This is a genomic window from Flavobacterium sp. GSP6 (genome assembly GCF_003984855.1).
In the GTDB taxonomy this organism is placed as follows: Bacteria; Bacteroidota; Bacteroidia; order Flavobacteriales; family Flavobacteriaceae; genus Flavobacterium.
This window is the reverse complement of sequence record NZ_RYDO01000002.1, coordinates 210,152-230,993: the sequence shown is the minus strand read 5'-3', so window position 1 is coordinate 230,993 and position 20,842 is coordinate 210,152. Positions and strand designations below refer to the sequence as shown.

The following is a 20,842-nucleotide window of genomic DNA, read 5'->3' as shown; positions in this document are numbered from 1 at the left end:
CATGCTAAACATTTCAGACAACAAAATAAAACTGCAACAGCTAGACCAATACGAAGCGGTCAAAAATCTAACAAATAGGCCGCATTATAAAATTTTAAATAAAATTATAGCGGGTGTTTCCATAATTGGTATAATTGCACTTTTCTTGCCATGGACTCAAAATATTTCTGGTACTGGAGCTGTTACCACCTTAAAACCAAGTCAAAGACCACAATCTATCCAAAGTATAATCTCCGGTCGAATTGAAAAATGGTACGTTCAGGAAGGCGATTTTGTCAAGAAAGGCGACACCATACTCTTTATCTCAGAGATCAAAGAAGATTATATGGATCCAAATTTAGTGCAAAATACCAAAAGTCAGATCGATGCCAAAAAACAATCTTTGCAATCTTATGGGTCTAAAGTAAGCACGCTTTTAGAACAAATTCAAGCCATTGAAAGGGAGAAAGTCTTAAAACTAGAACAAGCACAAAACAAAATCAAACAATCGGTTTTAAAAATAGAAAGTGACAGTATGGATCTTGTGGCGGTAAAAACCCAACTAAAAATTGCAACCACACAATACAATCGATCCGTACAATTGAACAAAGAAGGCTTGAAACCGCTAACTGATATTGAAGAAAAAAGATTAAAACTGCAGGAAGTTGAAGCTAAAATCATCACTCAAGAAAACAAGTACTTAATCAGTAAAAACGAGTTGATCAATGCAAAAGTAGAAATAAACCGAATAAGTGCGGAGTATACGGAGAAAGTTTCTAAAGCAAATAGTGAAAAATTCACAGCGCTCAGCAGCCAGTTTGAAACAGATGTTCAAGTCTCTAAACTGGAGAATCTATACGCAAACTACAGCATCCGTAATGGAATGTATTACATCAAAGCATCCCAAAACGGCTATATCAACAGGGCCTTGCAATCCGGCCTTGGGGAAACAGTGAAAGAAGGCACTCCAATAGCCACTATCATGCCCTCAGATTATGATATCGCTGTGGAAACATTTGTAAATCCAATCGATTTGCCATTATTAGCGAAAGGTGAAAAAGTACGCGTTTGGTTTGATGGATGGCCTACTATTGTTTTTTCAGGATGGCCTAATATGTCTTACGGAACTTTTGGAGGTGAAATTGTAGCTATTGAAAATTTCATTAGCGTCAATGGAAAATACCGAGTTTTGATTGCTCCAGATAAAAACGAAGATAAATGGCCTGTTCAATTAAGTATTGGTGCTGGTGCGCAAACAATCGCTTTATTGGACAATGTTCCTGTATGGTTCGAGCTGTGGAGAACCTTAAACGGATTTCCGCCTAATTATTACAAACCTTCGCCTACAATAACAACAGAAAAAAAATAATGAAACAGATATTTTTAGCATTTTTATTCTTCGGGCTTTCTGCGGGTGCTCAAGAAAAAATATCCAACGAACTGACCTTTACTGAATTTCTGGGGTATGTAAAAAAGTACCATCCCTTAGTGAAAAATGCCAATTTAGAGATCAGTAAATCGCAAGCTAATTTGATGATGGCCCGTGGTGGTTTTGACCCAAAAATTGAAGTTGATTTCAGTGAAAAACAATTCAAAGGCAGCGAATATTATTCCATTTTAAACAGCAGTTTCAAAATACCCACATGGTATGGCATCGAGATTAAAGCGGGCTTCGATAATAGTGAAGGTGTGTACTTGAATCCCCAAAACACGCTTCCCAATCAAGGATTAACTTCGCTAGGAGTGACCATTCCGCTTGGGCAAGGTTTGTTTATAAATCAAAGGATGGCTGATGTTCGAAAAGCCAAAATGCAAATGCAACTGAGTCTGGCAGAACGAAAACTGCAGGCCATTGTGGTTTTATATGATGCTTCCCTGGCGTATTTCAATTGGAAGAAAAACTTCAACGAAGTTGCTTTGTACCAGGAATACAACCAGAATGCACAAATTCGTTTCAAAGGAATTCAATCGTTAATCATTCAAGGGGACAAACCCGCCATTGATAGTGTTGAAGCAGGAATTATTGTGAAAAACAGAAAGCTGAGCCTGGAGGATTCGAACCTAAAATTGGCTAAAGCCAAATTAGAACTAGCAACTTTTCTTTGGCTAGAAAACAACATTCCGCTGGAATTATCCGATGCCTTAATTCCTGAAATACAATTAGAATTTACCATTCAGGAAAGTTTAAAAACCAATGACTTATTGAATTCAGATTTCTCCATCACCAATCACCCCAAAATAAATGCATTGCAAAGCAAAATTGATATGCTGAATGTGGAACGAAAACTAAAAGCCAACATGCTTTTGCCTAAAATTGATGTGGGGTACTCTTATATTTCAGAACCCAGTTATATTGACAACTATCAATTTGAGGATTATAAAATTGGATTGGATTTCTATTTTCCTTTATTTCTTAGAAAAGAACGCGGTAGTTTGAAACTGGCAAAATACAAAGTACAGGAATCTGAATTTGTATTGGATTTGGAAAAAGTGCAATTGACTAATAAAATCAATGCCCAAAAACTAGAAATCAAATCACTCTTAAAACAACAGGAGTTAATCAAAGATTTAGTGCAAGACAATCTCATCATGCTAAATTCAGAGGAACGTTTGTTCTCTTTTGGTGAAAGCTCGTTGTTTTTAATCAATATCCGGGAAAATAATTTAGTTACGGCACAACTTTCGAAAATAGCATTAGAAAACCGTTTTTACATCTCTAATTCGGACCTTTTTAAAATCATGGCCAATCCGGATTAAATACTTATAAAATTGTATTTTTGCAACTTGAAAAAATGAAATTATGATTATTATAAAATCCCGTGAAGAAATAGAATTAATGCGCGAAAGTGCGCTGATCGTATCAAAAACATTAGGAATGATTGCTTCTGAAATCAAAGAAGGAGTGACCACATTATACCTGGATAAATTAGCCGAAACCTTCATTCGCGACCATGGAGCTGAACCAAGTTTTCTTGGCTTATATGGTTTTCCAAACTCCCTTTGCATGAGTCCAAACGCACAAGTAGTCCATGGAATTCCAAATAACAAACCATTAGAAAGCGGGGATGTAATCTCGGTAGATTGTGGAGCTTACAAAAATGGATACCATGGCGATCATGCGTACTCTTTTGAAATTGGCGAAGTGGCTCCGGAAACTAAAAAACTATTACAGATAACCAAAGAATCTTTATATGTAGGAATCCGAGAATTTAAAATAGGAAACCGCGTGGAAGATGTGGGCAATGCCATTCAAAAATATACCGAATCATATGGATACGGTGTCGTACGGGAATTAGTGGGTCATGGCGTAGGACAAAAAATGCATGAAGATCCTGAGATGCCTAATTATGGCAAAAAAGGAAGAGGCAAACTTTTTGTAGAAGGGATGGTTGTTGCCATTGAGCCGATGATTAACATGGGTACTAGAAACATCAAGCAACACAAAGACGGCTGGACAATCACGACAGCTGACGGAAAACCAAGTGCCCATTTTGAACACGACGTAGCCATTATCGATGGGAAACCAGAAATTTTATCCACTTTTGCTTATGTTTATAAATCGTTAGGAATTGTAAGTACAGAAGAAAATGAGTTTAGACGAGAGCCTTTAGTATTGTAAAGCATTTCACAAAGATTCACAAAGTAAACTCAAAGATTCACAAAAATTTAAGTCCTAAATTATTTATAAATGACAAACGAAGAATTTATAGAGATCTCTGAAGATTTACAAGCAATTTCTTATAAAGTAATTGGTCTAGCTATTGAAGTTCATCGTCAGCTTGGTCCGGGACTTTTGGAATCAACCTATCAAGAATGTCTTTTTTATGAAATCAAAAAAGCAGGTTTGCAGGTAGAAAAGGAGATAACGCTTCCTATAATATACAAGGAAATAAAACTTAATCAAGGATATAGAATTGACCTACTAGTAGAGAACAAGTTAGTTATTGAATTGAAAACAGTTGAAAATTATACTTCCGTACATTTTGCACAAATACTTACCTATTTAAAGCTTGGAAATTATCCGTTGGGATTACTAATAAATTACAATAGTAAAATTTTAAAAAACAATATAAAACGATTTATAAATACAACTTCAGATTCTTAAAAAAAACTTAGTGAATCTTTGAGTTTACTTTGCGAATCTTTGTGAAACAACAATGAAAAAACTCTTTAAACTTATACTCAATACCATTCCCCGTCCATTACTTATTCGTTTAAGCTATGTTGCTAGGCCAGTTTTGGCATTGGCTTTGAAAGGGAATTCCTTTACAGATCCAATTGACGGAAGAAGCTTTAAAACTTTTTTACCTTACGGTTACGGAACACAAAGAAACAATGTGCTTTCACCAAGTACCCTTTCATTAGAGAGACACCGTTTATTATGGTTGTACTTAAATGAAAAAACTGATTTTTTTACGTCTCCAAAAAAAGTTTTACATTTTGCACCGGAACAAGCTTTTTATAAACTGTTTCGAAACCAGAAAAATCTAGATTACACGACAACCGATTTGTTTTCACCGTTAGCAGATGTGAAAGCAGATATTTGTAATTTACCTTTTGAGGACAATCAATACGATGTTATTCTGTGCAATCATGTTTTAGAACACATTCCGGATGATACCAAAGCAATGCAGGAACTGTATCGGGTTTTGAAACCGGGCGGAATGGCAATTTTACAAATTCCACAGGATTTATCCAGAGCCACCACTTTTGCAGATGATTCTATTACGGATCAAAAAGAACGTGCTAAAATATTTGGTCAATACGATCATGTCCGTATTTATGGCCGCGATTATTTTGATAAATTACGAAGTATCGGCTTCAAAGTAATCGAAGAAGAGTATACTAATAAAATTGCACCTGAATTAGTAGAAAAATATTGTTTGGCCAAAGGGGAAATTATCCCGGTTTGTTTCAAATAATTCAAAGTATAAATTTACACCATAAAAAAACCTGCTAAAGTTACTTTTTAGCAGGTTTTTAGTTTATTAGTGCGTCAGTTTATTTTTTTCATAAGCCGTTTATTTGTAATAAAAATAATCAGTTAGTCTTTAAGACCGGAACGAATTAAAACGATTTTGACAGCTATTACTTTCGAAATAATTAATGTAAAAACTAGATGAACCAAAGACAAAAGGTAATTGCTATATTTACACAATCTTACGTTTTATAAAATGGAAAACCCTTTGCTCAAAATAGCCGCTTTTATGCTTACTGCATTTTATTCCTGCGTTTCTTTGGCACAAATAGAAAAAGAAGTTGCTCCGCCATACCACATTAAAACCATTTCATTTGTTCAAAATGACCAAACTATAATTCCAATTTTAAAACTAGGCGAAGGATTTCAATTGCAATTTGATGATCTTTTTGGCAATGAAGCCAATTATTATTACGAAATAATTCATTGCGATTACAACTGGAATCCAACGGCAATACCTAAAAACGAATATTTAGAGGGTTTTGACAACCAAAGAATTCAGGAGTACACCAACTCTTTTAATACTTTACAAATCTATTCGCATTACAAATTAGCCATTCCAAATCAATTTACGCTCCAATTAAAAATCAGCGGAAATTACATGATAAAGGTTTTAGATGAAAATAAAGACATCCTGTTTTCGAGAAAATTTATTTTATACGAAGATCTGGTCACGGTTCCCATTCAAGTCAAACGAGCACGAACAATCAGCACTATCGAATTGAAACACAATTTAGATTTTGCGATTAAATCCAATTCTATTGTTTTCCAAACTCCGTTGCGGAATGTCAAACTGTTATTACTTCAAAACGGACAACTAAATAGCGGTATAAAAAATATAATTCCGCAGTATACGATAGGAAATGATTTGATCTACAAATACGATACTGAAACGCAGTTTTGGGCGGGAAATGAGTTTTTGTTTTTCGAAAATAAAGACATCAGAGCCGCAAACAACAACATTGGTCGGGTAGACTTTGACACCCCTATTTATGGTTCTTTTTTATACACTAATGCTGCTAGAGCCAATTTTCCGTATTCTTTTACCCAAGATGTTAATGGGGCTTTTGTAGTCAAGAATATAAGCGCTGCTGACAGCGAATTCGAAGCGGATTATGCCTGGGTCTATTTCAGTCTTTCGGCCCCCACTTTCAGAATGAATAAAAATATTTATGTTGCCGGTATGTTCAATAACTACGCATTAATCCCTGAATATAAAATGGACTATAATCCTAAAAAAGGGCTTTATGAAAAGGCTATTTTAATAAAACAAGGGTTTACAAACTTTCAATACCTTGTTGCGGATGACAAAGGAGTTCTTGATCCGGAAAATGCGGTAGACGGCAATTTTTATCAAACAGAAAATGAATATACAATAGTAGTCTATTACAGAGAAAACATAGGTCGTTATGACAGGGCTGTGGGCAAAGGAATGGCAAATTCAATAAACACCATCAATTAAAAAAACTTTCATAAAATTCAACAAAACGATACCCTTTTTTTGTAAATTTGTTAGTATTAAACTCCTACACACCCATTTAATATGGTTTCTCAAATAACAAGAGGTATAAAAATTTCAGTATTGACTAGTTTTGAAGGTACGTACGTTAAGAACTACAAGCTTCATTTTGCATTTAGTTATGAAATTACTATTGAAAACCACAGTAAAGATTCCGTTCAATTGATCTCGCGTCATTGGGAAATTTATGATTCCTTAAATGATATCGAAATTGTTGATGGCGAAGGGGTAATTGGGAAAAAGCCTGTTTTAAAACCTGGCGAATTTCACACCTATAGTTCCGGTTGTCTATTATCATCCCCTTATGGTGCGATGAAAGGGTATTTTAACATGATTAATTTTACCTCAACAAAAAACTTCAAAGTCATTGTACCTACCTTCCGATTGTGTGCTCCCTTTGCTTTAAATTAATTTTTTTCGCTTAAAATATTCCTTTTTCTTATTCCTATTTTATCAATTTTAAAATTATCCTTTGTACTTTTGCAGTACAGTAATTTTTTGATAAAATATCGAGTAATTTATTTTTTAATTTTCTAATCTTAATCTCTTCAAACAGATTATCAAATTACAATATCATGCTAAAAGGATTTTTTCATGCGCCAAAAGCAGTAAACGAACCAGTAAAAGGGTATGCGCCAAATTCACCTGAAAAAGCCGCCGTACAAGCCGCTTATACTAAAATGTGGAATTCTAAAATTGACGTACCATTATATATAGGAAGCGAAGAAATTAGAACAGGGAATACCAAAACAATGTCAGCGCCTCATGACCACAAACATAGTGTAGGAACGTATCATCTTGCCGAAAAATCACATATCGAGAAAGCTATTGCAAATGCATTAGAGTCAAGAACAGCTTGGGCTAACATGGCTTGGGAACAGCGCGCAGCCATTTTCCTTAAAGCCGCTGAATTAATTGCTGGCCCTTACAGAGCCAGAATTAATGCCGCAACCATGATTGCTCAGTCTAAAAATGTTCATCAGGCCGAAATTGATGCGTCATGTGAGCTAATTGACTTTTTGCGTTTCAACGTAGAATTCATGACTCAAATATATGGAGACCAGCCGGCATCCACCTCAGATATGTGGAACCGTCTAGAGTACAGACCTCTTGAAGGATTTGTATATGCGATCACGCCTTTTAACTTTACTGCAATTGCCGCAAATCTTCCAGCAAGCGCCGCAATGATGGGGAACGTTGTAATCTGGAAACCAAGTGATAGTCAAGTTTTTTCTGCGCAAATTATAATCGAAGTGTTCAAAGAAGCTGGTGTTCCTGATGGAGTTATCAATGTAGTTTTTGGAGACCCTTTAATGATTACCGATACCATTCTGGCAAGTCGGGATTTTGCTGGAATTCACTTTACAGGTTCCACTCACGTATTCAAAGATATCTGGGCAAAAATTGGAACAAACATTCACCATTACAAAACGTACCCAAGAATCGTGGGGGAAACAGGCGGAAAAGATTTCATCATAGCGCATTCAAGCGCTAACCCTAAACAAGTTTCTACGGGAATTGTTCGAGGCGCATTTGAATTCCAAGGGCAAAAATGCTCTGCAGCCTCTAGATCTTATGTCCCACAAAGCTTATGGCCCGCTGTAAAAGAGCAAATTATTGCGGATGTAAAATCAATGAAAATGGGATCTCCAGAAGATTTTAGTAATTTTATTACTGCCGTTATTCATGAAGGCTCCTTTGATAAATTGGTCAGTTTTATAGACCAAGCCAAAAAAGATACTGATGCGGAGATTATCGTTGGTGGGAACTATGACAAATCAGTTGGATACTTTATTGAGCCAACGGTAATTGTAACGACTAATCCTCATTATACCACCATGGCAACTGAATTATTTGGACCAGTTATGACTATTTTTGTGTATGAAGATGCAAAATGGGAAGAAACACTAGAATTGGTAGATACAACGTCTGAATACGCATTAACAGGAGCCGTTTTCAGTCAGGACCGTTACGCCATTGAAGTGGCGACAGTGAAATTACAAAATGCTGCCGGTAACTTCTATATTAATGACAAACCAACGGGTGCCGTTGTAGGGCAACAACCTTTTGGCGGAGCAAGAGCTTCAGGAACCAATGACAAAGCAGGTTCTCCATTGAACTTATTGCGCTGGGCTTCTCCAAGAACAATCAAAGAAACTTTCGTTACTCCGGTAGATTACAGATACCCTTTCTTAGGAGAATAGCTATAATGAGGAATTCACCTCACCAAACAATGTATTTCATAAAAAATCCCAAGATTCAAAACAATTGAATCTTGGGATTTTTTTTAGGACTAGACGTTAACACCAAAAAAACGCTGTTATCCAATAAATACTTTTCCAAACTGATTGCCCCTTTGAAAACTATTTATAAACCACCCCAATTACATCCTTTGGATTGTTTTTGTTACTTTATTAAAAAGCGCAATGAAACTTTAGCGATTTTTGACTTCCCTTTTATTTTTCAGACAAATCGAATTCTATCTTTTCAAGAAAACAGACTGGCCTTTATCGAAAATAATTTCAATTAATTGATTCGTCTTTGGAAAGAATTAATTAGCCCAATAAAATAAAAAACAATACTAAAATTATAATTAGTTCAATTTTTTGGCTTTAAAAAGAAACAAAAAACATTTTTTAAGGTTAATTACTATTATATAAAATAAAAAATTAAGATAAGATTAGGATTTTTAACTTAAAATTTAGATTTTTGAAGAATATAACCAAAAATCATAACTATGAAACTAAAGTTTAATGGATTCTTAGTACTACTACTAGTACTTGTGACGCAATTGACCTTTGCACAAGAACGATCTGTTTCAGGGATCGTTTCTGATAATGCAGGAATGCCTATCACGGGAGTCAGTGTATTAGTAAAAGGGACTAAATCAGGGACACAAACTGATTTTGACGGAAAATTTTCAATCAAAGCTACATCAAGCCAAATCTTGATTTTTAGCTATATTGGAATGAAAACTCAGGAAAGAGTAGCAAATTTCGAGAACTTGAAGGTTAAACTTATGGAAGACTCACAAGCTCTAGAAGAAGTCGTAATTACATCTCAAGGTATAAAAAGAGAGAAACAAGCAATTGGTTACGCAGTTAGCCAAGTTAAAGCAAAAGATCTAGAACAAAGGTCAGAAGGTGATATAGCTAGGGTTTTAAGCGGAAAGGCTTCAGGAGTGCAAATCATTAATGGTAGTGGTATTTCTGGTTCCGCAACAAACATCAACATTAGAGGTAACTACTCTGTTAGTGGATCGTCTCAACCATTATTCATCGTTGATGGAGTTCCTTTTAGCTCAGACACGAATGCTAATGGTTCATTCATTAATGGTAACTCTGGTTCAAGTAGATTCTTGGATTTAGATCCGAACAACATTGAAAACGTAAGTATCCTAAAAGGATTTGCAGCTGCAACACTTTACGGAACTGAAGGTAGAAATGGTGTAATTTTAATTACTACAAAAAGTGGAAGTTTAAAAAAAGGACCTAAAAAAACAGAGATTTCTGTAAGTCAATCCCTTTTTGCTAACGAAATAGCATCTTTACCAGATTACCAAAATAAATTTGGTAACGGATTTGACCAAGCTTTTGGTAACTTCTACAGTAACTGGGGTCCTGGATTTTATCCAAATGGTATTGGTGGTTACACAAATCCAAATTCTGGAATTGCTGCTGATGGCACAATCAAACACCCATACGACAGAGCAAACTTAAATTCTGCTTTTCCAGAATATATTGGTAAAAGAGTACCTTATTCTGCAAAACCAAACAACGTTAAAGATTTTTTTAGAACAGGTATAGTTGCTAGTACTTCTGTTAATATTGCTGGAGCTTCAGCTGACGGAAAAACTAGTTTCAACTTTAACTTTGGTCATTTAGAAGATGAAGGATTTACACCTGGTAACAAATTAGGTAGAAATTCAATCTCTATTGGTGGTAAGTCTGCTTTAAGTAATAAATTTACAATTAGCGGAACTTTAAACTATTCAAATACTAATTTTAAAAGCCCACCAGTTGCTTTAAGTACAGGCTCAGGAGCTTCAGGAACAGGTTTATCTGTGTTTTCAGATGTGTTTTACACACCTCGTAACGTAGACCTGATGGGATTACCTTTCCAAGATCCTATTACAGGAGGAAGTGTTTATTACAGAAATGATGGTGGAATTGTAAATCCAAATTGGACAGTAAACAATGCTTTCACATCACAATTAACAAATAGAGTTTTTGGTAATTCAGCTTTGAAATACGACATTAACGACAATTTGAACATAACGTATAGAGTAGGTATTGATAATTATACTGAAAGAAACGTTTCAGGAACTAATAAAGGTTCTGGAGGAGCATCTACCTCTGGACCGGTTTTAGGAGACTACAGAACATTTGATAACCTTAATACAATATGGGATCATAACATATTAGTAACCGGGCAGTACTCGCTTACTGATAATTTAGGACTGAATTTCAGTGTAGGGGCAACTTCCAGATCTACTAAATATGACCGTCAGGGAGTTAATAGTGTAGAGCAATTAGGATTTGGAGTATTTAGACACTTCAACTTCAAAACACAAACGCCAATTCAGTACTCAGAAAGCCGAAATATTGCAGGTATCTATGGTCAAGTTGAACTTGATTATAATAAATGGGCTTATTTGACACTTTCTGAAAGAAAGGACTGGGTATCTAATACAAATATTAATACTTTGGATTACCCAAGTGCGAGTTTAGCGCTTATTCCAACAAAAATATTCTCTGAAATAGCATCAGATAAGGGTTTAAATTATTTGAAATTAAGAATGGGTTATGGTACCTCTGCTGGATTTGCAACAGGATATCCAGTTTCAAACAACGTAACATTAGCTCCAAGAGGAAACATAAACGATGCAGGAACTACATTTCCTATTGTATCAGCTTCAAATAACTTAGGAAATCCTAATTTGAGACCCGAACTATTGACTGAGATTGAACTTGGTTTTGATTCCAAATTTCTGAGTAATAGAGTAAGTTTAGATTTTTCTTATTTCAAAAGAAAAACAAAAGATTTAATTACCGACAGACCATTACCTCCAAGTTCTGGATTTGGATCAACAAAAACAAATATCGGTCAAATTGACGGAGAAGGTTTTGAAGTTGATTTAGGTGTAAGCGTTATAAATCACGCAAACGATGGATTTAACTGGGATGTTAGTGCTAACGTAACTAAATCTAAATCTATCGTTACTTCTTTAGGCCCTGACACAGAACAAATTGTTTATGATGGATATTCTAACTTAGGTAACGCTGCAATTCCTGGGCAACAATTTGGGATAATTGTAGGTAGTAGAATTCAAAGAGATGCTAATGGAAATAAAGTTGTAGAAAGTACTGGTTTGTATAAAATCGAACAAGGTATCTTTAACATTGGTAATCCAAACCCTGATTATATATTAAACGTTTCTAATAGTTTTTCATACAAAAATTTTAATTTTGGATTTTTAATTAATTATACAGCAGGTGGAGATATGTTTTCACAAACAATCGCAACTTTGTTAGGTAGAGGTCTTACAACTGATACAGTAGATAGATTAAATACATATATTCTTCCTGGTGTAAAAGCTGATGGATCTGTAAATGATATTCAAATCAACAATTCAGATAATTATTTCAGTAATATTATAGCTGGTGCTGACGAAATGAAAATTTATGACGCAACTGTAATTAGACTTTCTGAAATATCTTTTGGATATAACATACCACGTAAATTATTAGATAAAACTCCATTTGGAGCTCTATCTATATCTGTATCAGGTAACAACTTGTATTACAATGCTATAAATACTCCTAAAGGAATCAATTTCGACCCTAACGTAGCTGGTCTTGGAGTAGGTAATGGTAAAGGATTTGACCACTTGAATGGCCCAACGGCTAAAAGATATGGTTTTAGTATTAAAGCAAGTTTCTAAATTTAAAAATAACAATTATGAACAATACGAAAAAAATAGCAAGTGTAATAATTTTGTTCTTAGGGGCATTATTATACTCTTCTTGCGAGACAATAGACATGGATATGAAAGAGGATCCAAATGCATTATCTGTTGACAAGGCAGATGTGGATTTCTATTTAAATGGTGTTCAACGTTCTTTTGCACTTAACATGCAAGCTTATGGTAGAACAAGTATGGAAGTAACAAGGATGACTAATATGTTTGGTAGAAGTTATGAAAATGCTTATAGCCCTGCTACATTAGACTCAAAATGGGCAGTTTCTTATCAAACAGTTTTAAAGAACATCCAATTAATGAATGTTAAAGCTGCAGAAAAAGGATTGAAACGCCATATTGGTATGGGACAGGTATTAGAAGCATACACTATTGTTAACTTAGTTGACTTTTTTGGTGATGTCCCCTATACTGAAGCTTTATTAGGAGCTACTAATCTAAATGCAAAGGCAGATACTGGAGCATCAATTTACAATGCTGCTTTAGTTTTACTAGATAAAGCAATTGTAAATTTTTCAGAAACTAGTCCAACAACAACAACTTTCAATGATTTTTATTACAATAAAGATTGGACTAAGTGGATTAAGTTAGCTAATTCTATTAAGATGAAAATCTACATTCAAAGAAGATTAGTTGACCCTTCAGCTATCGCTAGTTTTAATACTATTGTAGCAACAGGAAACTTTATGCAAACTGCTTCAGATGATTTCCAATTTGACTGGAATTCAAATGTTAACAACCCTGATGGAAGAAGTCCTTTATACAGAGACAACTATTTAACTACAGGTACTTCTGAATACCAATCAAACTGGTTTATGGATTTAATGCTAAGTGACAAGTCTATAGCTGACCCTAGAATGAAATTCTACTTCTACAGACAGTTAAACGGACAATCACCAATTGACCCTACTACATTAAAATGTTCTATTGAACCAGCTCCAGCTCACTACGTAGCCGGAGGTTATACTTACTGTACTGTAGCTAATGGATACTGGGGCAGAGATCATGGAGACAATTTTGGTATTCCACCAGATGCTGACAAGAAAACTGCTTATGGAGTTTATCCTGCAGGAGGTCGTTTTGATGATAACACATTTAAAACTGTAAATAACTTAAGTGGAGCTAAAGGAGATGGAATTACACCAATATTACTAAGTTCTACTATGGATTTCTACAGAGCTGAAGCTGCGTTATACGGAGGTATAGGAAGTGCAAAAGCATTTATTTTATCTGGAGTTCAAAAATCATTCACTAAAGTGAGAGCTTTTATATCTAGAGATGCTGGTGCTATAGTATCAACTGTACCTGCTACAACAAGAGATGTAACTTATATGAACGAAGTTGGAAATAAATTTGATGCTGCTACTTTAACAGGTCAAAGAGAAATTCTTGCGAAAGAATTGTTCATCTCGGTTTTCGGAAACGGAACAGATGCATACAACTTTTATAGAAGAACTGGATTCCCTCAAAGAATTCAACCAAATCTAGAACCAAATCCTGGGCAATTTATAAGATCATTTTTATATCCAGCAAATGAATCTTCTTCTAATTCAAATATGAAGCAAAAAACTAGCGTTTCAGCAAGAGTATTCTGGGATAACAATGCTACAACTGGATTTCCAATTGGTAACTAATAAATATTAAACATGAAAAAATATATAAAAAACTTAACGTATTGCTTACTTGCAATGGGCATGGTACTATTACAATCTTGTAGTGGTGATGAAAGTACTGCAGACAATGTACTTGCCAACACTACAAGAGGCGCAATTTTAAGAACTTTAAAAGTAAACCAATCTACTTTTAATTTCTTTGATACAACTTCTAAATGGTCAGTAAATATTGAAGAACAAGATAGTAAAAATGGAGATCTTCTATCAGAAGTTAGATTGTATGTAAAACACACTAAAAATGGAGTAACAAGTGCCGAAAAATTAGTAAAATCATATTCCGCAACAGCCTTTCCAAAAGGATCTAATAATTTACCTACAGGTGAAGTAAGTGCTACACTTGCTGAGACTCTGGCTAAATTAGGGCTTACAACCGGAGGTTACACTACATCCGATAAATTTACAATGAGATTAGAATTAGTGTTAACGGATGGTAGAACATTTACTAATACTAACTCTTCTAGTACAGTTGTAGGTGGAGTTTACTTCTCATCAGGATTTGTATATTCAGTTCAATTCTTTTGTCCATTAGCTAGTGCAGCTGCTTTCAATGGTAACTACAAAGTAACCGCTGATGCTTGGGCTGACTACGCAGTTGGAGATATAGTGCCTGTTCAATACGTATCCACTGATGGATTGTATACATTTAGAATTAGAAATACAAACAATCCATACTTAAACAATCCTTCGACATCCTATATGATAGTAACAATCAACCCTTCAAATGCAGTGGCAACTGTTACTGCTAATGAGCAGTTCGACTACACAGGCTGGATGAAGGTAACAGTGACTGGATCAGGATCTGTAGGTTCTTGTACTGGGGACATTAACTTAAGATTAAACTTCAGTGGATCGTCACAAAATCAAACTTTTACCTTAGTTAAAATTTAGATTAAATAAATTTCCATATATCTAAAACCACCATCATTACGATGGTGGTTTTTTTTTATATATTTGCACCATGGAAAAAGAACATCAAATATTTGGGATTAGAGCTATAATCGAAGCCATACAAGCAGGCGCAACAGTAGACAAAGTCTACATTCAGAAGGAAGCGAGCAGCGAACTGATGAAAGACTTAATGAAAGTGATGAAGCGCGGTAATATTAACTTTTCTTATGTTCCGGTTGAAAAACTAAATAGACTAACGCCCAATAACCATCAAGGTGCAGTGGCAACCATATCCCCTATCTCCTTTTTTGATTTAGAAACGTTGATTGAATCTGTAATTGAAAACGGGAAAAAACCATTGTTCTTAATATTAGATCAAATCTCTGATGCGCGTAATTTTGGCGCTATCATCAGAACTGCTGAATGCACCGGCGTAAACGGTATTATTGTCCAAAAAGCAGGCTCAGCTCCTGTGAATGGTGATACGGTAAAAACCTCTGCAGGAGCTGTATTCAATATTCCAATTTGCAAAGTAGAACACATCAAAGATGCTATTTTCTTATTGCAAGCAAGCGGTATCAAAACAGTTGCTGCAACTGAAAAAACAGATCAAAACATCTATGATATCTCTTTGAACGAGCCTGTTGCTATAATTATGGGATCTGAGGATCGTGGTGTAAACCCATCTGTATTGAAGATTGTTGACGAAAAAGCTAAACTTCCCATGTTTGGAACTATTGGTTCTTTAAATGTATCCGTAGCTTGTGGTGCTTTTTTATACGAAGCGGTAAGACAGAGAAGTTAATTTCCAAACCCTTCCCAAAGAATAGGGAACCAAAACAAATTCACTAAAAATGAATCAAGACTCCCGTTTTGATTCATTTTTTTTATGCGCTACAACAGTGTAACAAATCGGGAGACTACACCAATAAAAAGAAGCAAATTCCTCAGGCTCGTCTCTCGGAAGATTTACAAAATTACCGTTGGCATCAAAACGCTGCATGAATTTATCTGCCACGGGATCATAATCCGGATGTTCCCAATCATACTTAAGGACTTTTTTATATTCTGGAGTTTTGTATACTAACGTAAGAAGGAATCCAGAGAGCAACCCTCCCAGGTGACCTTCCCAAGAAATAGACTTATTACCTGGAATCTCAGGACTTGGAAAAACATACCAAACTAAACCTCCATAAACAACAATCACGGCAAGAGACAAGGCTATTAATCGATTGTACTTTGTTTGAATTCCCTTAAAAAAAATAAAACTAAACAACACATAAATCAAACCACTGGCTCCAATATGGTAATTCTCCCGACCAATAATCCACGTGATAAATCCAGACAATAGAATTCCATACCCAACAACCGCCAACGATTGTTTCGCATAGAAAAATTGTAAAGCGACCAATAATACCAATACAGGTATCGAGTTGTTGTACAAATGCTCTATATCACTATGAATAAAAGGACTGAACAAGATTCCTTGCAGACCTGAAAATGTTCGAGGGTAAATACCGTTTTGGACAAAGTCAAAATCAAATCGAATTTCGAGCCAATAGACAAACCACAATACTACCACAAAAAAAAGAGGCAGTCCAATAACTAAATTCGTGAATTTAAAATGTTTGTCCATGAATCCTACTTGTTTATACTATTATCTTAATTCAAAAACTTCTCCAAAAGCAATTTAATGCAATTTTGTCATAGTACAACCCAAGAGTAAAATTAAACACAAGAATTCCTAGCCCAGATGGAAACGGCATCCCACGCTTTTTTGCGTGGATATAGTGTACAGCTGGAAATAGCTCCGAAAAATAAATTTGACAATCATAAATGGGCTTAGATTAAAAAAAATATTAATTTTGCACAATGGAAGCACCACTTGCAGAGCGCATACGACCACAAAAATTAGAAGAGTACATTAGTCAATCCCATTTGGTCGGACCAAATGGTTCCTTGACACAACAAATTACAAAAGGAATTATCCCTTCCTTAATTTTTTGGGGACCACCGGGCACTGGTAAAACTACTTTAGCGCAAATTATTGCACAGGAATCAAAACGACCCTTTTATATTTTGAGTGCCATCAATTCCGGTGTGAAAGACATTCGCGAGGTGATTGAAAAAGCAAAGCAAAGTGGGGGTTTGTTTACGGCTAAAAACCCTATATTATTCATTGATGAGATTCATCGTTTTAGCAAATCCCAACAAGATTCGTTATTGGCTGCGGTAGAAAAAGGGTGGATCACCCTAATTGGTGCCACAACAGAAAACCCTAGTTTTGAAGTTATTCCAGCACTACTGTCCCGATGTCAGGTGTATGTTTTGAACGCTTTTAGCAAAAAAGACTTAGAAACACTTCTGGAACGCGCCATAAAAACAGACGCTTATTTGCAGACCAAAAACATTAAACTAAGAGAAACAGAAGCCTTATTGCGCCTTTCCGGTGGCGATGGACGTAAGCTGTTGAATATTTTTGAACTTGTTGTACATGCATCCGAAGAAGACGATGTTATAATCACTAACGAACGTGTTTTTGCTTTAGTACAACAAAATACCGTTTTGTATGACAAAACTGGCGAACAACATTATGACATTGTTTCAGCTTTTATAAAATCCATTCGGGGAAGTGATCCAAATGGTGCTGTGTATTGGCTTGCCCGCATGATTGAAGGCGGTGAAGATGTTAAATTTATCGCTCGTCGAATGCTTATCCTGAGTAGTGAAGATATAGGAAATGCCAATCCAACTGCTTTTATTATGGCCAATAATACCTTTCAGGCGGTTGCCACAATTGGATATCCGGAAAGCAGGATTATATTAAGCCAATGTGCCGTTTATTTAGCCACTTCCCCTAAAAGTAACGCTTCGTATCTGGCCATTGGAACTGCGCAACAACTTGTAAAACAAACTGGCGATTTACCGGTACCAATTCACTTGCGCAACGCGCCCACTAAATTAATGAAAGAATTAGGGTATGGCGAAGAATATAAATATGCACACGATTACACAAATAATTTTGCAGAACAAGAATTCCTTCCTAATGAACTGTCCAACAATCCCATTTATATTCCCGGAAATAACTCCCGAGAAAACATCACAAGAGAATTCTTAAAAAACCGCTGGAAAAATAAATATGGCTATTAAAACACAAAAAGGGATACACCGCAGTACATCCCTTTTAGAAAAATAATTAATTTATAATTGCACTAAAACTTTACCGCTATTTTTTCAGAATATAATTTGTTGTTTTCATAATACTCAAAAAACCATTGGTTGTTCTTAGCAATTAAAACACCTTTAATATCTCCTTTGAAAGCGATAAAAGATTCGGCACTAGAGGTTTTAAAAACTTTCATAACAACTTTTGGAGAACTATCAATCAACTGGAAACCGGTTGTCGTAGGCTGAGCATAAAGCAAATCCATTTCTTTTTCATCAGATACTGAGTCGCTGACTACTTTTTGAGCCAACACCACCGGAGCGGCCAAGGGCTTGGTAACTTCTGGCTCCATAGTTGTATTTATAGTACCGTTATATTTATATTGCAACTCATTAACGGATTCAAAAGCTTTGTTAAGCGCTTCGCCATACGCAGTTTCATATTGTTTCTCCTTGCTTTTCCCCACTGCAGATTGGAAAATTATTTTCCCGTAACAATCCTTAAGTGTCACAAATAACTTAGTCATCAAAAAAGCATTTTCTTTAACAACATCCATATACAACAAACTGCAACGGTCACTGTAGTCACTTGGAATGGCTTCTTTGCTGTAAAAAGCTTCAAAACCGGCTTTGTTTAGATTGAATTTAGACATTGTTGTCAGTCGATACTGATTCTCTGTTTTGAGGAAATCGTACTTAACGGGAATAATCACAGCTTTATAATCGTTTACCGATTGAGAATAGGAATAACTAACAACTAATATCAGCAGGAATACTAATGATTTTTTCATCTTTATAAATATTTTTTAAGTTCTAATAAATGGTTAATTTGTATGATGTGCTGTTCTACCTGAACTTTACTTTCATTAAAAAAAATAGCTTGCAGTCCCGCATCCAGTGCTCCTTGAACATCCGCTTCTAAACTATCACCAATCATGATACTTTTTTCTTTTTTGGCTTTGGCCAAATCTAAAGCGTAATCAAAGATAATGGGATTTGGTTTTTTTACCCCAGCCATTTCTGAATTAGTTATGGTCTGAAAATAGCTTCCAATTTTTGAATTGTTCAATTTTTTAAATTGCACTTCCGCAAAACCATTGGTTATAATATGCAAATTGTATTTAGGTTTTAAATACTCCAAAAGTTCCACTGTCCCATCAAAAAGATGATTGTTATCCGGCAAAAACCGAATATAATCCTCCGCTATAGTCTCTATTTCTTCATCTGAAATAGTATAACTCAACGCATCAAACGAGTGTTTCAATCGATTGTACCGCAATTCCTGATGGGTAATCTTATCGTATTGATAAAGTGCCCAACACGCTTGGTTAATTGGAACATATTTTTCAATAAACTCCTTGGTTGCTATCGTTGGATGATTTCTGTTAAAAATAGTCTCAAAAGTGAGCTCTGAATTTTTATCAAAATCCCAAAGGGTATGATCTAAATCAAAAAAAACGTCCTTTATATGTGTTTGTTTCATTTTGTAATTTTAAAATATCCCTTCATCTGCAAAGCTGAAATAACTGGTTTCAGTTATAATAAGATGATCTAATACTTTTATTTCTAAACTATCACCTGCCAATTTCAATTTTCTTGTAATTTGTTTGTCAGCATCACTAGGAATCAAGGTTCCGGAAGGATGATTGTGACACAAGATCAATGCTGTAGCTCCGATTTCGAGTGCCGTTTTGAAAACGATTCGCACATCGACCAATGTTCCGGTGATTCCGCCTTTACTCAATTGGGATTTCGACAGTACCTTATTGGAGTTATTCATATAAATAATCCAAAATTCTTCGTGTGGTAATTCCCCAATAATAGGCTGCATGATTTCGAAAATGATTTTGCTGGAAGTAATTTTTGTCAATTCCACAACCTCTTCGCCTCTTCTGCGTCTTCCTAATTCTAAAGCAGCAATAATAGAAATGGCCTTTGCCTCTCCTATTCCTTTAAATTGCATGAGCTGAGACAGTGATAATTTTCCTAAGGCATTCAAATTAGTATCTACGCTTGCCAAAATCCGTTTACTCAAATCCACCGCTGACTCATTCCTGCTGCCGGAACCTATCAAAATAGCTATCAGTTCCGCATCACTCAAAACACTTTTACCTTTCAGCATTAGTTTTTCACGTGGTTTATCGTCTTCGGACCAATTGGTAATAGGAAAAAAGGAATTTTCAGCCATTCGCTTGTTGTTTAAATTTGTTTGCGCATGCAAATACTATTTTCTAAACCCACATAAGGCTCATAATTATCAACAATAACATATCCTACTTTTTGATACAAAGCAATGGCTTCCTTTTGCTTGTATAATGTTTCCAAAACAGAAAATGATGATCCAGAATACTGCGCCCAAAGTTCCAATTCTCGTAAAATAGTTTGAGCCAATCCCATTCCTCGCACCTCAGGAGAAACAAACATACGTTTTATTTCAATTGTATTTTTATCATATTTTTTAAAACAACCGCAAGCAACAGCTTCGTTTTTTAGATATACAACAATAACATTTGGGTTTAATTCCAAAATATTATTACCCCAATAGTCGGTTTTTAATTCGGGATAACGCTCCCATAAACTTTTATCTAAAGCGCTAATAAGAGCCATAAAATCAGGATTTTCGCTTGTAGTCTTAGCAATTCTTATAGAATCTTTCATAG

18 protein-coding genes are annotated in these 20,842 nt (G+C 35.3%); 13 read left to right on the top strand and 5 right to left on the bottom strand.

What is annotated here, in order from left to right:
- Window position 1 precedes the first annotated feature (1 nt).
- The 12 genes from EKM03_RS02935 (at window position 2) to rlmB (ending at window position 15,822) form a co-directional block, all read left to right on the top strand.
- Window positions 2–1,348, top strand: coding sequence for an HlyD family secretion protein (locus EKM03_RS02935; protein WP_126458830.1), 1,347 nt, complete (start codon window positions 2–4; stop codon window positions 1,346–1,348).
- Window positions 1,348–2,736 (top strand): TolC family protein, encoded by a 1,389-nt coding sequence (locus tag EKM03_RS02930; RefSeq protein ID WP_126739849.1) that lies wholly within the window; start codon window positions 1,348–1,350, stop codon window positions 2,734–2,736. The genes EKM03_RS02935 and EKM03_RS02930 overlap by 1 nt, the downstream gene beginning before the upstream one ends.
- Window positions 2,737–2,779: 43 nt before the next feature.
- A complete protein-coding gene (map, locus tag EKM03_RS02925) occupies window positions 2,780–3,598 on the top strand; it encodes a type I methionyl aminopeptidase (protein ID WP_126563352.1) in 819 nt (272 codons plus the stop codon).
- A 69-nt stretch (window positions 3,599–3,667) separates the two neighbouring features.
- Window positions 3,668–4,084, top strand: coding sequence for a GxxExxY protein (locus EKM03_RS02920; RefSeq protein ID WP_126554561.1), 417 nt, complete (start codon window positions 3,668–3,670; stop codon window positions 4,082–4,084).
- Between the two features lie 52 nt (window positions 4,085–4,136).
- Window positions 4,137–4,901, top strand: coding sequence for a class I SAM-dependent methyltransferase (locus tag EKM03_RS02915; protein ID WP_126563353.1), 765 nt, complete (start codon window positions 4,137–4,139; stop codon window positions 4,899–4,901).
- A gap of 252 nt (window positions 4,902–5,153) precedes the next feature.
- Window positions 5,154–6,419, top strand: a complete 1,266-nt coding sequence (locus tag EKM03_RS02910; protein WP_370272934.1) for a DUF5103 domain-containing protein — start codon at window positions 5,154–5,156, stop codon at window positions 6,417–6,419.
- Window positions 6,420–6,500: 81 nt separating this feature from the next.
- The gene (gene apaG, locus EKM03_RS02905; protein WP_126451805.1) at window positions 6,501–6,887 is read left to right on the top strand and encodes a Co2+/Mg2+ efflux protein ApaG; all 387 of its coding nucleotides are present in this window, start codon (window positions 6,501–6,503) and stop codon (window positions 6,885–6,887) included.
- 164 nt (window positions 6,888–7,051) lie between these two features.
- On the top strand, window positions 7,052–8,680 hold the full coding sequence (gene pruA, locus EKM03_RS02900) for an L-glutamate gamma-semialdehyde dehydrogenase (protein ID WP_126458822.1): 1,629 nt from the start codon (window positions 7,052–7,054) through the stop codon (window positions 8,678–8,680).
- A 533-nt stretch (window positions 8,681–9,213) separates the two neighbouring features.
- Window positions 9,214–12,420 (top strand): SusC/RagA family TonB-linked outer membrane protein, encoded by a 3,207-nt coding sequence (locus tag EKM03_RS02895; RefSeq protein ID WP_126562912.1) that lies wholly within the window; start codon window positions 9,214–9,216, stop codon window positions 12,418–12,420.
- Between the two features lie 17 nt (window positions 12,421–12,437).
- Window positions 12,438–14,090, top strand: a complete 1,653-nt coding sequence (locus tag EKM03_RS02890; protein ID WP_126458816.1) for a SusD/RagB family nutrient-binding outer membrane lipoprotein — start codon at window positions 12,438–12,440, stop codon at window positions 14,088–14,090.
- A 60-nt stretch (window positions 14,091–14,150) separates the two neighbouring features.
- A complete protein-coding gene (locus EKM03_RS02885) occupies window positions 14,151–15,017 on the top strand; it encodes a hypothetical protein (protein WP_126739848.1) in 867 nt (288 codons plus the stop codon).
- 70 nt (window positions 15,018–15,087) lie between these two features.
- Window positions 15,088–15,822, top strand: coding sequence for a 23S rRNA (guanosine(2251)-2'-O)-methyltransferase RlmB (rlmB, locus tag EKM03_RS02880; protein ID WP_126458809.1), 735 nt, complete (start codon window positions 15,088–15,090; stop codon window positions 15,820–15,822).
- A 54-nt stretch (window positions 15,823–15,876) separates the two neighbouring features.
- Here the strand turns inward: rlmB and EKM03_RS02875 are convergent, their stop codons facing one another.
- Window positions 15,877–16,653, bottom strand: coding sequence for a rhomboid family intramembrane serine protease (locus tag EKM03_RS02875; RefSeq protein WP_126739847.1), 777 nt, complete (start codon window positions 16,651–16,653; stop codon window positions 15,877–15,879).
- Window positions 16,654–16,889: 236 nt separating this feature from the next.
- Here EKM03_RS02875 and EKM03_RS02870 point away from each other — a divergent pair, with 236 nt between their 5' ends.
- The gene (locus EKM03_RS02870) at window positions 16,890–18,167 is read left to right on the top strand and encodes a replication-associated recombination protein A (RefSeq protein WP_126451798.1); all 1,278 of its coding nucleotides are present in this window, start codon (window positions 16,890–16,892) and stop codon (window positions 18,165–18,167) included.
- Window positions 18,168–18,229: 62 nt separating this feature from the next.
- Here EKM03_RS02870 and EKM03_RS02865 read toward each other — a convergent pair whose 3' ends face one another.
- Genes EKM03_RS02865 through EKM03_RS02850 form a run of 4 tightly spaced genes read right to left on the bottom strand, consistent with a single transcriptional unit; the run spans window position 18,230 to window position 20,840 of the window.
- Window positions 18,230–18,973 carry a hypothetical protein gene (locus tag EKM03_RS02865; protein ID WP_126739846.1) on the bottom strand — a complete coding sequence of 248 codons (744 nt, stop codon included), beginning with the start codon at window positions 18,971–18,973 and terminating at the stop codon, window positions 18,230–18,232.
- Window positions 18,974–18,975: 2 nt separating this feature from the next.
- Window positions 18,976–19,665 (bottom strand): YjjG family noncanonical pyrimidine nucleotidase, encoded by a 690-nt coding sequence (locus EKM03_RS02860; RefSeq protein ID WP_126451796.1) that lies wholly within the window; start codon window positions 19,663–19,665, stop codon window positions 18,976–18,978.
- Window positions 19,666–19,674: 9 nt separating this feature from the next.
- Complete coding sequence (gene radC / locus EKM03_RS02855) at window positions 19,675–20,370, bottom strand: DNA repair protein RadC (RefSeq protein WP_126451795.1); 696 nt, start codon at window positions 20,368–20,370, stop codon at window positions 19,675–19,677.
- A gap of 11 nt (window positions 20,371–20,381) precedes the next feature.
- Window positions 20,382–20,840 (bottom strand): GNAT family N-acetyltransferase, encoded by a 459-nt coding sequence (locus EKM03_RS02850; RefSeq protein WP_126739845.1) that lies wholly within the window; start codon window positions 20,838–20,840, stop codon window positions 20,382–20,384.
- Between the last annotated feature and the right edge of the window lie 2 nt (window positions 20,841–20,842).

Bases quoted from the DNA above. Each gene is read 5' to 3' on its own strand.
- EKM03_RS02890 (WP_126458816.1), top strand. From the start codon at position 12,438: ATGAACAATACGAAAAAAATAGCAAGTGTAATAATTTTGTTCTTAGGG.
- EKM03_RS02885 (WP_126739848.1), top strand. From the start codon at position 14,151: ATGGTACTATTACAATCTTGTAGTGGTGATGAAAGTACTGCAGACAAT.
- pruA (WP_126458822.1), top strand. From the start codon at position 7,052: ATGCTAAAAGGATTTTTTCATGCGCCAAAAGCAGTAAACGAACCAGTA.
- EKM03_RS02910 (WP_370272934.1), top strand. From the start codon at position 5,154: ATGGAAAACCCTTTGCTCAAAATAGCCGCTTTTATGCTTACTGCATTT.
- radC (WP_126451795.1), bottom strand. From the start codon at position 20,370: ATGGCTGAAAATTCCTTTTTTCCTATTACCAATTGGTCCGAAGACGAT.
- EKM03_RS02895 (WP_126562912.1), top strand. From the start codon at position 9,214: ATGAAACTAAAGTTTAATGGATTCTTAGTACTACTACTAGTACTTGTG.
- rlmB (WP_126458809.1), top strand. From the start codon at position 15,088: ATGGAAAAAGAACATCAAATATTTGGGATTAGAGCTATAATCGAAGCC.
- EKM03_RS02935 (WP_126458830.1), top strand. From the start codon at position 2: ATGCTAAACATTTCAGACAACAAAATAAAACTGCAACAGCTAGACCAA.
- EKM03_RS02870 (WP_126451798.1), top strand. From the start codon at position 16,890: ATGGAAGCACCACTTGCAGAGCGCATACGACCACAAAAATTAGAAGAG.
- EKM03_RS02850 (WP_126739845.1), bottom strand. From the start codon at position 20,840: ATGAAAGATTCTATAAGAATTGCTAAGACTACAAGCGAAAATCCTGAT.
- apaG (WP_126451805.1), top strand. From the start codon at position 6,501: ATGGTTTCTCAAATAACAAGAGGTATAAAAATTTCAGTATTGACTAGT.
- EKM03_RS02915 (WP_126563353.1), top strand. From the start codon at position 4,137: ATGAAAAAACTCTTTAAACTTATACTCAATACCATTCCCCGTCCATTA.
- EKM03_RS02875 (WP_126739847.1), bottom strand. From the start codon at position 16,653: ATGGACAAACATTTTAAATTCACGAATTTAGTTATTGGACTGCCTCTT.
- map (WP_126563352.1), top strand. From the start codon at position 2,780: ATGATTATTATAAAATCCCGTGAAGAAATAGAATTAATGCGCGAAAGT.
- EKM03_RS02920 (WP_126554561.1), top strand. From the start codon at position 3,668: ATGACAAACGAAGAATTTATAGAGATCTCTGAAGATTTACAAGCAATT.
- EKM03_RS02865 (WP_126739846.1), bottom strand. From the start codon at position 18,973: ATGAAAAAATCATTAGTATTCCTGCTGATATTAGTTGTTAGTTATTCC.
- EKM03_RS02930 (WP_126739849.1), top strand. From the start codon at position 1,348: ATGAAACAGATATTTTTAGCATTTTTATTCTTCGGGCTTTCTGCGGGT.
- EKM03_RS02860 (WP_126451796.1), bottom strand. From the start codon at position 19,665: ATGAAACAAACACATATAAAGGACGTTTTTTTTGATTTAGATCATACC.